The organism is Anaerovibrio slackiae, assembly GCF_009695585.1.
GTDB classification, from domain to species: domain Bacteria; phylum Bacillota; class Negativicutes; order Selenomonadales; family Selenomonadaceae; genus Anaerovibrio; species Anaerovibrio slackiae.
In genome coordinates this window covers 1-13,096 of sequence record NZ_VUNR01000019.1, presented here as the reverse complement: position 1 = coordinate 13,096, position 13,096 = coordinate 1, and the positions used below count along the sequence as shown (strand labels likewise).

12 protein-coding genes are annotated in these 13,096 nt (G+C 42.2%); 1 reads left to right on the top strand and 11 read right to left on the bottom strand.

Annotation, left to right across the window (positions count from 1 at the left end):
• Positions 1-6: 6 nt before the first annotated feature.
• From trbB to FYJ84_RS09700, 10 genes are all read right to left on the bottom strand, one after another.
• Positions 7-981 carry a P-type conjugative transfer ATPase TrbB gene (trbB, locus tag FYJ84_RS09745; RefSeq protein WP_154407422.1) on the bottom strand — a complete coding sequence of 325 codons (975 nt, stop codon included), beginning with the start codon at positions 979-981 and terminating at the stop codon, positions 7-9.
• On the bottom strand, positions 965-3,712 hold the full coding sequence (locus FYJ84_RS09740) for a type IV secretory system conjugative DNA transfer family protein (RefSeq protein ID WP_154407421.1): 2,748 nt from the start codon (positions 3,710-3,712) through the stop codon (positions 965-967). Before FYJ84_RS09740 ends, trbB begins: the two co-directional genes overlap by 17 nt.
• A gap of 11 nt (positions 3,713-3,723) precedes the next feature.
• Positions 3,724-5,022, bottom strand: a complete 1,299-nt coding sequence (locus FYJ84_RS09735; protein ID WP_154407420.1) for a TrbI/VirB10 family protein — start codon at positions 5,020-5,022, stop codon at positions 3,724-3,726.
• Positions 5,023-5,032: 10 nt separating this feature from the next.
• Positions 5,033-6,202, bottom strand: a complete 1,170-nt coding sequence (locus FYJ84_RS09730; RefSeq protein WP_154407419.1) for a type IV secretion system apparatus protein CagX — start codon at positions 6,200-6,202, stop codon at positions 5,033-5,035.
• A 13-nt stretch (positions 6,203-6,215) separates the two neighbouring features.
• On the bottom strand, positions 6,216-6,968 hold the full coding sequence (gene trbF, locus FYJ84_RS09725; protein WP_154407418.1) for a conjugal transfer protein TrbF: 753 nt from the start codon (positions 6,966-6,968) through the stop codon (positions 6,216-6,218).
• On the bottom strand, positions 6,959-7,861 hold the full coding sequence (locus FYJ84_RS09720; RefSeq protein ID WP_154407417.1) for a hypothetical protein: 903 nt from the start codon (positions 7,859-7,861) through the stop codon (positions 6,959-6,961). Before FYJ84_RS09720 ends, trbF begins: the two co-directional genes overlap by 10 nt.
• On the bottom strand, positions 7,824-8,276 hold the full coding sequence (locus tag FYJ84_RS09715; RefSeq protein WP_154407416.1) for a hypothetical protein: 453 nt from the start codon (positions 8,274-8,276) through the stop codon (positions 7,824-7,826). Before FYJ84_RS09715 ends, FYJ84_RS09720 begins: the two co-directional genes overlap by 38 nt.
• Before the next feature lie 244 nt (positions 8,277-8,520).
• Positions 8,521-9,852 carry a hypothetical protein gene (locus tag FYJ84_RS09710; protein ID WP_154407415.1) on the bottom strand — a complete coding sequence of 444 codons (1,332 nt, stop codon included), beginning with the start codon at positions 9,850-9,852 and terminating at the stop codon, positions 8,521-8,523.
• Between the two features lie 117 nt (positions 9,853-9,969).
• Complete coding sequence (locus FYJ84_RS09705; RefSeq protein ID WP_154407414.1) at positions 9,970-10,455, bottom strand: hypothetical protein; 486 nt, start codon at positions 10,453-10,455, stop codon at positions 9,970-9,972.
• A gap of 174 nt (positions 10,456-10,629) precedes the next feature.
• Positions 10,630-11,610 (bottom strand): tyrosine-type recombinase/integrase, encoded by a 981-nt coding sequence (locus FYJ84_RS09700; protein WP_205764189.1) that lies wholly within the window; start codon positions 11,608-11,610, stop codon positions 10,630-10,632.
• Positions 11,611-11,652: 42 nt separating this feature from the next.
• On the opposite strand from FYJ84_RS09700, the gene FYJ84_RS09695 reads away from it, so the two are divergent.
• The gene (locus tag FYJ84_RS09695) at positions 11,653-12,108 is read left to right on the top strand and encodes a hypothetical protein (RefSeq protein ID WP_154407412.1); all 456 of its coding nucleotides are present in this window, start codon (positions 11,653-11,655) and stop codon (positions 12,106-12,108) included.
• 20 nt (positions 12,109-12,128) lie between these two features.
• Here the strand turns inward: FYJ84_RS09695 and FYJ84_RS09690 are convergent, their stop codons facing one another.
• Positions 12,129-12,845, bottom strand: a complete 717-nt coding sequence (locus FYJ84_RS09690) for a gp53-like domain-containing protein (RefSeq protein ID WP_154407411.1) — start codon at positions 12,843-12,845, stop codon at positions 12,129-12,131.
• Between the last annotated feature and the right edge of the window lie 251 nt (positions 12,846-13,096).

The window sequence follows — 13,096 nt, the reverse complement described above, 5'->3', positions numbered from 1 at the left end:
GCAAATTTACACAACCTGCTCAATCTCATATTCCTGAGATTGAGGATTATATTTCTTTACCCGGATTATTTCCGAAACTTTCCTTTTTACACCATCCTTTTTGATATAGATTACCATGCCTACGGCCTGCCCGATTGTACGCTGCTGGGGAGATACAGAAATCTCTGAAATCATCTGCTCCAAACGATACAGCGATTCCAGGGCAGAATCACTGTGCAACGTTGCACAGCCTCCATCATGGCCTGTATTCCACGCCTTTAGCAGTGTCAAGGCTTCCTTGCCCCTGACTTCTCCCACCACAATTCTCCGTGGCGATAAGCGCAGGGACATTCTCAAAAGCTCGTTCATGTCAATATACGGCTTCTGAGTTTTCAGCCTCACATGATTCGGCGCATTGCACTGCAGCTCAGGCGTATCTTCGATGATAACTAGCCTATCCCCGGTATCAGAGACCTTATCCAATATGGCATTCAATAGGGTTGTTTTGCCGGAACTTGTACCACCAGCAGCAATGATGTTTTCATGGTTCTGTATGCCCTGCAAAATAACCTCCCGCTGCCGCTCTGTCATAGTCCCCTGCCGTACATAATCATCCAGGGTGAATACTGTCCTGGCATGTTTCCTGATATTGAATATGGGCACATCCACAATATCAGGAAGCTCCGCCTGAAAGCGGCATTTGGGCCAGTACGGCTCCCAGGGCTTCATTTCAGCTTCCAGATACGGCTTGTTTTCCACATCAATGACTGTATCTGCCATCGCTGCCACACCGTAAATAATCTGCTTGGCGATAGACGGCAAAACTTTATGCCCGGTATCAACCCATCCCCTATCGAAGGTATCAATCCAAAGCCGCTGATCCGTATTGACCGCCAGCTCCAAAACCTTGGTGTCAGCCAGGTATTCAAGAATAAATGAGCCCATTGCATTAATCAGTGTCTTACGAGTTCTGATTTCTGCTTCATTAAGCTGATGTTCCATGCTCTCCACTTCCTTCCTGCTTTATATTGTTCAAATTACCCAGGCAGAACCTAAACTCAGGATCGTTATTGACAGGTTCATCATCATACCTAATCACTTCTTCCTCACCTGCTGGCCATGACCGTGGTATATCAGATTGCTGAGATTGCCTTTTGTCAATGTCTCCTGGTTCTGCTGTATGGTCTTTTTCTTTTTCTGGCTTAACGTCCTCTGATTGCTGCTGAATGTCGCCTTCGGCAGTGTTCTCTGCGTGTTCAATTTGCTCATCTTCCTTTCCTGAATCTTCCGTCACTGCTTCCAGCGACTCAGCAGCTTGATTTTCCACTGCCTTATCGGTTCCCTTCTCGGTTTGATTACCTGCACTATGATTGTCAACAACTGATTTTGGGGCATCACCAGCCTCTGTATCTGCTATTTCGGCAGGATGTTCATCAGTATTAGCGGCATTATTAGTGGCATTTGCACCACTTTCTGCCGTTTCACTATCCATACGTGCCTGATTTACCTTTTCCTGCCGTTCTTTTATATCTGCTACCTCAGCTGCATGAATGGCAAAAAGCTGCTCATAGTCCCTGATAGCTGTACAGGTATCAGAAAAAATAGGAGCTGAAATAGCAAAGACACGCTTTTTAAAGTACGGTTCCTTATACCACCTGATTTTTTTAGCCATAATCGGCTTACCGCCCTGGACAAGCACCAGCTGATTTTTGTCCTTGTCCATACGCATTATCTCATCCGGGTTAAGCAGTTTTCTGCCCTGCTCCGATGTAGATGTGGATCCGCCTTTAAATAAACCATTGCTTGATGTGCTTTGCGCTGTAATGGTCTTGTCACCGATGGTATCAGATAAAACCTTGGCTGTATCATATTCCGATGGTGTCATATAAATCTGTACCTGGCTGTTTGATAAAATCTTGTTGGAGCCGTCCTTGGTGTAAATCTCGTTGAGCTGTGTGATATTCTGGACAACAATGCAGATTTTTACACCATAACCGGCACAAATTGCCAGCGTATTTCCGATGGTTTCCATCTTCTTTAGCTGCGGAAACTCATCCAGCATCAGCAACAGCCTCTGCTTCTTGGCATCAGGATTGTCAAATTTCATATCCCTGACCGTTTTGGCTATCATAGTATTGACAAATAATCTGGTAAGCGGCCGAAGCTTCTCTATATCATTTGGCTGCAGCACCATATACAAGGATATTGCCTGCTCCGGATTCATCAGGTCCCGGAAACAAAAATCTGACACTGCCGTATTCTTGCGGATGAGCGGGTCCTGGTATAGTGCCAATGGCGTTTTGGCAGAGCTCAGAATTGACTGACGTGTTTCCTTGGCACCTTCCAAAATATTGGCTGCCGACTCTGCCACCTTGGCATGTACCAAAAGTTTATACAGGGGCGATTTGTGGGTATTGATAACCGCCTCTATCTCCTTGATATCTTTGCAGCTGCGGATTTTACTCATGGGAGATTTCCAGCTGACCAGATCTTTTCTGACCACAATCGCCTTGCGCAGATTTTCAAAGGCTGCCTGCAATTCCTCAGTAGGATTTTTCCCTTCCATGTCCATGATGGAGCTGTACTCCTCATCTGTCAGCGGATTTGCCTTTAGTGACTTGAGATAATCTACAATGGGGGCAAAATCCGTATAATAAGTGCCGTACACTTCCTTTAAGGGATTATGGTACTGCTTCTTTAGCTTTCTCTTTTCTGCTCCATCTCCCACTTCTTCCTCGTATTCCAGCTCCATGAATTCTTCCGGGGAAATATGCGGATAAACCTTCATTATAGAGAAAAGCTGATCCGTATTCAGGTTTGGAGAAGACAGGAAACTGAATACATCTGTCGGACAGGGCAGCTCCCTGTTCTCCTGGCAATTCTTGTACATTAAGTGCATCACAACACCATTCAGCACATTGATGGCAGAATCATTCCAAAATGGATCTGAATTGGTCTGCTCCCCTGTCTTCACCATCGTTTCATTGATGGTTGTGACATCCGAATATTCCTCATAACTCTGAAAATTAATTTCCGCATAAGGATTCCACTTGGCTGCGGAACCATCACTGCACAACGGCTCAAATTTCAATACCTTCTGCTTGAGAATTTTCTGCCGGAAGCCAGCTGTAGAGGCCCATAATTCCCCCTTTGGATCAAAGAAAAAGATGGAATGTTTCCAGATGATACCTGTCGGTATGATAATGCCCACGCCCTTGCCGGAACGCGTAGGGGCTGCCAAAAAGATATGCTCAGGACCATCATGCAGCATAATCTTATCCGTATACGGATTTCTGCCACAGACTACGCCATTATCCTTTGCTGTAAGACCAAGCTTCTCAATATCTTTAGCACTAGCAAATTCGGCAGTACCATGAGAATCCAGCGTTTGATTTTTCTTGCTGAGCAGGTAGCACATCCCGGCTCCTAGCAAAATTGCAGCCAGCGGACAGATACCATAGCTGTTTACTATATCCGGCATATTTTCCTGTATTATGGGATCAGCCACCCAGGTCTTCCAGGCAAAGGGCTGATAGATATGCAGCGAGCCTAGCGAAAACCCATTAGGTATAGAAAAAACTCCCAGCTGGACACTGCTCTGCTCCAGATATTCCAGATACCCGGCATCTGCCGCAATCAGGCTGGTTTTCAGCCAATTACCCAGCAGGACAGCAAATACCATAATACACAGATAAATCAGCCAGATATGCTTTTTGCTATTTGAATTTTCCATAACATCACCTTTTAAAATGAGAATGAAATAGGCCTGGTAACAAAAATGTTGAACTCATATCCAGGCTCCACAGTCACCGTAGGCTGGATATTGGTACTGCTCTGCAGCAGTGACTGTAATCCGCTGGTATCAATATTTGCCTTGTTCGCTCCAATGGTGCTCAAAGCTGTAAATCCAGCACTGAGTACACCATTCATCAATGTTCTGCCGATAGTTGCATCCATGTGCTTGTTCATATTGCCACGAATTCCGTTATATCCCTGATCATCCACTGCTACCATGCTGTCACCAATAGAATATGAACCACCATTAGGAAAAACCAAGGTGGAAAAAGTAATCGCTACACGGTCGGACGTACCTGCTCCTGCCTGATATGAACCAATGGCTTTGGTTCCCATCGGTATAAGCAATGTGGAACCTGTTGCAGTATCGTATACATCGCTTTGCACCTGGGCAATAACCTGCCCCGGATTATCAGTATTGATGCCTGTATAGAGCATCATGGGAATAATGGTTCCTGCCTGCAACATCATGCCATCAGGACCGGAATAACCTGCCGCATAAGAAGCCATATGAGCTGAAGCGGTATTTCCCCCGGAATTTGCCACATCAGCCACGCTTCCTCCACCACCACCAATAGCGAAGTCAATAGCAGAGCGGAATTTATCAACCAGCTCCTTGGCTTCCTTGCTTTGTGCTTCAGCAGGCTCCTGCTTTCCGCCCTGATTAGGGGCATTTCGACTGGCATTGGCATCAATCTGTGCCAGAGCGGACGGCAGCATATACGGTGCTGAATAAGGCTGCTGGGCTGCCCGGATAGCCGGAACTTGCTGCTGTGTGCCTGCTGGCTGCATATTTTGCACATTACCAGCAGCCCTGCTGCCATTGGCACCTGTATTGCCGGTTTTCTGCTGATTAGCCGCCTGCATCTGCGCTTGAACATCTTTATAATTGGTTTCCTTAATCTGCTTTTTGGCCATGTCCAGATCAGCTGCCTGTTCATTTCTTTGCACCTGGCTGTTATCCTGCTGGCTGCTGCCGTCACCGCTGTCCATGATGTTATAAGCAAATGCCACCAAAATAATCAGGCCAGAAGCTACCAAGGCGATATTGACAAATTGCTTGTTTATCCCCAAGGTTTTGTCCTTTTCGCCATCTGTCATGCTGATATTTCCAGGCTGCCTGTCTTCCTCATCCTGCTCATCATATGTATCATCATCTGAATTATCCCTGCCTGCCGCCTGTCTCTTTTTCGGCAAACGGCTGATAATCAGCTGCTTTATAGCTGTAATATGCTTTGAAATATCCATATTGCTCTCCTCAATCCTTATGCTTTATGGTGATAATGTCACTGTCAGATTCCCTGATCTGAGCTATATCAAAGGTCTTTTCTATGATCATGTACTTATCCTTTATGGTGTAATTAACCAAAGACATTTCCTTGCGGTTTTTGCTGCGGACGAAAATAGGCACCTGTTTTTTGTTCATCTTGTCAAATTTCAGATATGTCTTCTCGCCATCGCTGAATACCATCACCGGCTTATTGCCCTTGCCGGAAATTTCGTAATCAAAATCCATCTCTGTAAGATTGGCTGCATTGACAGTGCCAGTAACAACACGTTCTTCTTTTGCTTTATTCAAGAGATTCTCCTGAATAGCTTCCTCACCATAAACCCACTTTACCATGGGATTGTACCAGTCAGACGAGTTGACAATCACCTGATAAGTATGCCGATCTGTAGCGATAAAGAAATTTGTGGTGCCTGTTTCAACCACCGGCTTCACCAGCAAATGCTCCACACCATCTACATTGGTCTTGCTGATGCTCCATGAAGCAGTATCACCGCCACCGACATAGGAAATTGTTTCTCCTTTTTTAAACGCCAAATCTGTAATAAATCCCCTGCGGCAGTATATTTTGTACATCTGGTTCGGACTATATGAGAACACCATAGTGGAGTTGCCCTGAGAATTTATGGCATCCTGGGTATAGCTCACATCACTTCCCTGCCCTCCGGGATTGACTAAATAATTACGGGTTGCCGGAGAGCCATATTCCCGATAATTATCCCCCAAATCCCTTGCCTGGGCTGCCACTACCTTGCGAGCAGCTGCTTCATCCTTTCTTTCCTGCTCCAGCTTTTCCAGGAGTGACATCATCCGCTCCTGAGTCTCAATAGTATCTTCCAACTTTGCCCGCAAATCCATCACCTGGGCAGAAAGGTCTGCTACAGCCTGAGAAGAATTTGCTGCATTGATTTTTTTCTCCAAAAAATCAATTTTATTCAAAATCTCCTTGCTGTTCTTCTCTGACTTCTTTTGCGTAAGCTGCGCCAATATCTGCTGCTGGCTCTGTATCATGCTGTCAATATCATCAGCACTATCCGCAGCAAAAGCTGGCGTATATGCGACACTGCAGCCAATAAGCAAGGCTGAAATAGTAACTTTCCTGAAACGCCTGATGATGGTTATTTTGTTAAATTTGCTCATGTTCTTCTGCTCCTTAATTCTTGTTATTGATATTTTTCACTGCCTGATTGCCGTTATTGTTTACTGAAGATATATCCTGTATGAAATCAAACCCGGTAATATAAATGCCCAGCGGATTATTCAGGATGTTTTCCTCTTTCACCGGCAGCATAGTGTAACTAAAAGTGCCTGACATCGGTACATCCTTGTACGAGGAAGTTGATACATCCACTTCCTCCTCAATCCAACGTACCAGGAAAGATGCCTGGGATTCTGGCACCTTCTGAACAGATATGTTCTTGATTGTTATCAGGCTCTTACCCACTTTTTGCTGCTGTGCACTGTACTTATTTTGATACCTCTGAGCTGCCTCCTGTGTCATATACGCCATAGCCTTTTCCTGCTGCTTGGCATATACCACCGGGTCATATCCCATGCTACGTGCGTTTTTCACGAACTCAGCGATGAAGTACTTGATTTCCGCTTCCTGCGGAGTATAATCAGCCTCCACAAAAGCTCCGGCCTTCTTAATCTCTCCTGTAGTCTCATTTACAGTGACTACGTAAGGAATTACAGTTGTTTTCATGGACTGCCATACCAGGCCTGCTGCCAGGACGATGCAGACAACAATCAACCCCAGGGAAATCCTGCGCCAGTTATACGCTTGAACCACGGCAGAGCCTATGCGCCTGTCCCATACAGCTTCTGCCCGTTCTGCCGGGGTAGCCGGATTTTTATGCTGCTCCGTGTTAAACTTCTCTTGCTGATTAAACAAACTTATTGACATAATTTATCCCCTTTCCTAAATTCCCGGTAAGATTCGTAGACAAATTTAATAAATCCACTTAATGAAAAACCGATGCATATTATAAATTGCATGTTAAACATATTGAAAACCACCATAAAGGCCGCTACCAGGAATAAATCCCAGGGAGCGATAAATCCCTGTAGCTCCTGGAACTTTGTTCCTTTGTAAAACTCTGATTGTAATAAATTCTCCACCATTTTGTGATATACGTAGCATAAGAGAATAAACACTATCACACACTGAACCACTGATACCCATCGCCAGTTTACGTTTAATATTTTGCTTGAAAAATCACCTATCGTATGATGAATTTCCATAAGAGGCACATATATCTCAGCAGCTCCAACAGAATAAAAATATAAAACCGCACCGCTATAGATTGCCATTGACACCGCCATAATAGGTAAAAATGGCAACTCTAATGTTTCATCTATGTCATTTTCACCCCCATCCTTAGTAAAAAATGACTTGACATGATTTGTTATATTCTTAACATCCGAGGCAAGAAAATTGACCAATAGCAATGCTAAGTTGATAAAATGAAGCGATAGCACATAAAATGCAAATAAGGCAACAGATGCTAAAAAACCATATTGCGAAACACTAAGCAATAAGATAATCAATACGACCGCTTTGCGAATATCTATCTGCTTCGTTTGCAAATCTTCTGTGACCATATTTATAAAGAGCAGCATCGCCAATAACCACAGAAAACCAGCAGACGGTACAGCAGGGTCTATTATTGATGCGCCAAATATAAATGCTGGAGAACAAACAACCAGCAAAATCAAATACAGCAGCAAGCTGCATACCTTCGGATGCTCATGCGTAAAATCATTTATTGCTTTGCGGACTTGTATAAAATTTACCATCTGGTAATGTCACCCCCAATTTATATGTCATGCTGCCATTAGGATTTTTCTTCACTGAGTAAGTAAACTGAGAAAAATCTATTTCCTTGGAAAAATACCCCTGCTCATCCTGAATTATTCCCAGCTGCTCCAATGATTCCGGGAAAATATGCGTATGGCTGTATGTAATTCCTTTTTCATCATCAATCTGCACAGAATCTGTCCGTACAGCCTTGTGCATCTTGGAATACATTGCCAGTGACCTGTCTATTACATCACATTGATGTATCAACAGATCTTTTTTGTAATTCTCCACAAACTGATAGCCAATAGAAACACCTCCAGCAAACAGCACTATGCACATGACTGCATATATCACTGTGCTTGTCATAAGAACCCCAGGTGCCTTCATTATTTTTTTATTTTGCCTATTCATTCACATTCACAAAATCCTTTCCATCTTGATATACAAATCTTTAACACCTATAACCTATAAAATCTCTAAAACTATCTTATAGGAAAAAAAGCAAAAAATATTACAGATTTGTCGCATTTTTTGACAATGAAAAAGACCACTCTAATAAAAAGTGGCCTTATGTGTATAAAGTTGCAAAAATTTGTTCTGTTCAATTTGGACAACTCATTCGTTCTGTCCAAATTGAACAGATTATATGTTTTAATTATCGCTGATTTGCCATGTGGTGATTTTCTAAAGACTTTTCTTCAGCCATCTGCCTGCCCTTCTGCACTATCCGCAAAGCATAATCTTCACACAGTTCCTGTCTTGATATGGCAATAGGTGAACAGTTCATTACCATATCCATGCAATATTCCAGGCTTTTCCCTTCAACCAGCATGTCCCGTACCACTTGCGAGGCAGCTGCATCATGGTCTTCATAGGCATCTGGCAGACTATCCTTGGTGGAAAAGTGCGTAGAACATGTATTATAATAAGCTGCATATCGGTTGTGAAATATCTCTATCTCATAATCATGGTTATGTATATCTTTTATCGAAAAATAATCTTTACCAAATGCCGTCTCTATATCAGCCAAACTTCTCAAATCCGGCCCTAATAATATACTTTTAGCAGGATATACTTCAAATTTATGTGGATATTGCCATTTATAATTAGTACATACGGTAAGATATGATGTTGTTCCTTTATTTTTATCTTCATGAACACCTAAATTTCTAAAAACACCAGCTTTATAAGATTTTTGTATATTCTTCATCTCATCAAGCCCGCACTCAAAATCGAATTTCCAATCAGGATTTTGCTCAGACAGTATTGTTTGGGGATTATCAAATGAATATAACGTATTTCCCAATAATTTGCTCTGCATATTTGTAGAAGCCATAACCGCAAAACGCTCCCCTATGTAGCTGGCTGGTATATGAGTGCCTGGATATTTTTTATCCAGGAGCTGTAACTGCTTGTGCCTGGCTTCTCCCGATGGATATAAATTTTGCATTACATCTGGTTCTGATTTCCAGGCCAAGTGATCAATAACTATATCCATGTGCTCTTTAATAGCTTCTTTCTGCCAAAAGCGATAATCGCTATCCAGCGCATCCAGTGTCTGACGATCTCCTACGCTTAAGTCATGCTTATTTTGCAGAAGACCGGCATGAGTCTCAGTAATTGCTCTTTCTACACCTGCTTTAAACTCCTCGTATGTGATTTCACCATTAATAAGCTGCTTCGCAGAAAAACACTTTTCAAGCTGCGTGATAAGGCTGTCTGCATCGTAATTAGTATCAACTTCATCCTTTTCACCATAATAGCCTGTAACCTCCGGCAATAAAATATCCACACTGAATAACGGCTCCTGAGCATCTCCGCTATATGCCGCACAAAATTTGATTAGTGCATCATTGGCATATAAATATCCGCAATACTCCGGCGAATCATCCTGCTTATATTTCATAAAATCCGGCTTCAAACATTCTCTGAGATGGATAAAATCTTCTTCCTGAAAATTCAGCCAGTCATAAAAAATCTTGTCCACTTCGGACATTCTGTGCAAGTTCATGATAGCCGCTGTTTGCAGCAACCTGTTTTCTTCACTGAGCGGATCATACATGGCAGGCTTGACCGATTCTTTGGCAATGGTTTTTAGCTCAGATTACTGCTCCGGCGTAGGATCGTCATAATGCTGCCACATTGCCTCAAAATCATTGCCAGCCATGTAATAATAGCCATCATAGCTGACAGACTCAACCCGTGCTTCAGTATTCCATATCCTATGTGCTGCCATAGCCAGCTTAACAAAGGGATCTGCGGAAGTTCCCACTGTCGAAAACTCCAAAGCTATACCAGGCAATACCTTGTCATGATAAGCAGCATTGGTCAGGTTGGTATGCAACGTTCCATCTGTCAGCTTTTCCTCTACCTCGTTAAGAAATTCCTCACTATAACCCATGTTCTTCAAAATAATCCAGCCATCAGCTTGTTTAGGCTGCATCTCATAGCATTTGTAAAAATTATGGTCGGATGGCTCTGCCACGCGCCCCTCGCTATCAGATGCCTGCACTATGCTGTCAAAAAAAGCCTTTAGTGTAGGCCTTACTGAAAATTCAATAAACACACTTGTTATACATTCACGTTTCATTTTTTCTTTCTCCTTTAACATGCCATTATGAGATTGAATTTGTTATTGCCATTTTTACTCTGCGCTACTATGCTACGCCACATATAATACAGTATGTGAAAATTTCTAAAAACTTGATTTGTCGCAAAATAAAAAAGCATAATCCTTTGAAACCTCTTGAATGATTCCAGATGATTATGTCAGTTCTTTATATAGCTTTTTTAAGGCCTTGCGCTGGCTATCTTTAACAGTATGTGCGTAAATATTGAGCAACGTATCTGGCCGTGACCATCCGCCAACAGCCTGTATATCCGTAATGCCAATACCAAGCTGCACCATATTGGTTGCCCAGCTATGCCTGGCAGAATGAACATGCAATGCATCGGAACAGAAGTCCAATTTCTTCACCATCGCCTTAAAATTTCTGCTGAAATATGCCGGATTATGAGGGGAGCCATCCTTGTTGGCAAAAACCAAATTATACTCATTTTTATACCCTGGTTGCCGGCTTTCTTCTCTTTGTTGTTTACGCCACTCTGCCAGCATGGCCTTTATTTCCATCGGGATTGGTATGGTTCTAAGTGAACTTTTCGTCTTCGTGGTTTGCTTTAACGTAACACTGCCATTTTCCATGATGAGAGTTTGCCGTATCTTGATAGTGTTATGCCTGAAATCAACAGCATCCCAGGCCAGGCCCAAGACTTCTCCCCTGCGACACCCCAAGTAAAATAACAGTATATACGCAACATAAAAACGATGCCCGGAAACGGCAGCCAAAAACTTTCGCTGTATTTCCGGGGTAAATATGGGCGAATCATGCCAGGGAATGGATATAGGTTCCGTGTTTTCTGCAACATTCTTAATCACAAATTCTTCCCTAACTGCTTGCCTAAACATAGCTATCAGCAGTTGCCTGAGCTTAGTAATAGTATGCGCTGATAACGGCTCACCACGCAAATCTAAATTTTTAAGCTTCAACTTTTTACCGTGCAGAAACTCATTGGTCAAAAATTCCTGGATATCTCTTGTTGTGATCTCAGACAGCTCCATCTCCCCTAACTTACTTGCAACAATGTGATTCTTGATTAAATTCTCCATAGCTATCTGCGTAGTACGCTGCTGCTTCGGACTCCTATACGTTTGATACCAGTACACGATGTAGTCTTTTAGTAACATTGCAAAACCGCCTTTCATATTTCATTGATAGTAACATGAAATATGATAACATATAATGGTTATTGGTTTCTATGGAATATTATAGGTGCTTCGCAAGGAAATAATACTCTCCCTATAGGGACAATACTGCCATATGTCGGTGAGCTAAACAAAATACCACATGGATGGTTTTTATGCGATGGCACAAACGGTACACCTGATTTGCGCGATAGATTCCTACAAGGAAGTAATGTGCCAGGCAAGTTTATCAAAGCTGGTCTTCCAAATATAAGTGGTCATATTTCAGCACATAAAATGTGGGAAAATGTATATTCAACATCTGGTGCATTATATACTTCAAGTTCGTCATATAATCAACTAGGACATGATCAAGGAGCGCATGGCGATGAAATTTCAAACATATTCTTTGATGCTTCAAAAGCAAATCCAATTTATGGTGCTTCTGCGACAGTGCAACCATCATCATACACAGTATATTATATAATCCGTATTATATAATATGCACATAGTTTCATAGTTTAGTATCCTAATGCTATGTAATACCTTGATTCACCACTATCTAAAGCATTGTAAAAACCATTTCTATCGAATGATGTAACATAATAAAAATCACCTGATATTCTTCCACCACCTCGGTACTCCATGATTGCCATACTTAATACTGAATGTGGAAAAGGAATAGGAAATAATGTTTTTTCACTCCCATCTACCCTGCGTGAAGCAGTAGTATTTCCCCACTGCATAATTAAACCATTAGGAAATTTGTAATATCCGCCTTTGGGATCGAATATATCCGGATCTTGTTCTGATGTATTACTTCCTTGCGAAGATAATGGTACTTCTACCGTGTATCTTGGCAGCGTATCGCCAACTTTGTACACGTTCACAGTTGCAATTCTCTGTTTAGCATCATCACTTCCGACTATCGTAGACTCTGCTCCTATTGTTACTTCATCCTGCCAATCGTCTGAAGATATACCTTCAATTTTCTTGCGACCATGCGCCCCAGAAGCATCTAATTCATCATAGTTTATGTTTTTCAATTTATCCAGTGCTATTTCAGCATATTGCTGTGCCTGTAGTGCTGTTCTACTGGATGAAATCATTTTGAATTGACCACTAAACGTGATAAACATTGATTGGGCTATCATTATCCAAACGATAGCAGCAACCATAACGGATGCTAAAATTGAGCCACTGCGCTTATATTTTTTATTTCTGTTGCTTATAGTCATAACATATCCTTCCTTTTTCTGTCATATAGAGTATAATAACCTTGTATACTTCTTGCACTGTACATCATATCGCAAAAACAAGGAAAAATATTACAGATTTGTCGCATTTTTAGGTGGTATTGTATGGTCCTATGTCAAGATTTAGTACAACATAAAATGAGAAATTTTAATTATTTTCAGCTTACCAATAGTGATTCTCTAGCAACGCTCGCATTGTAAAGTTTTTCGAAGTCATCTGGCGAAAGATATCC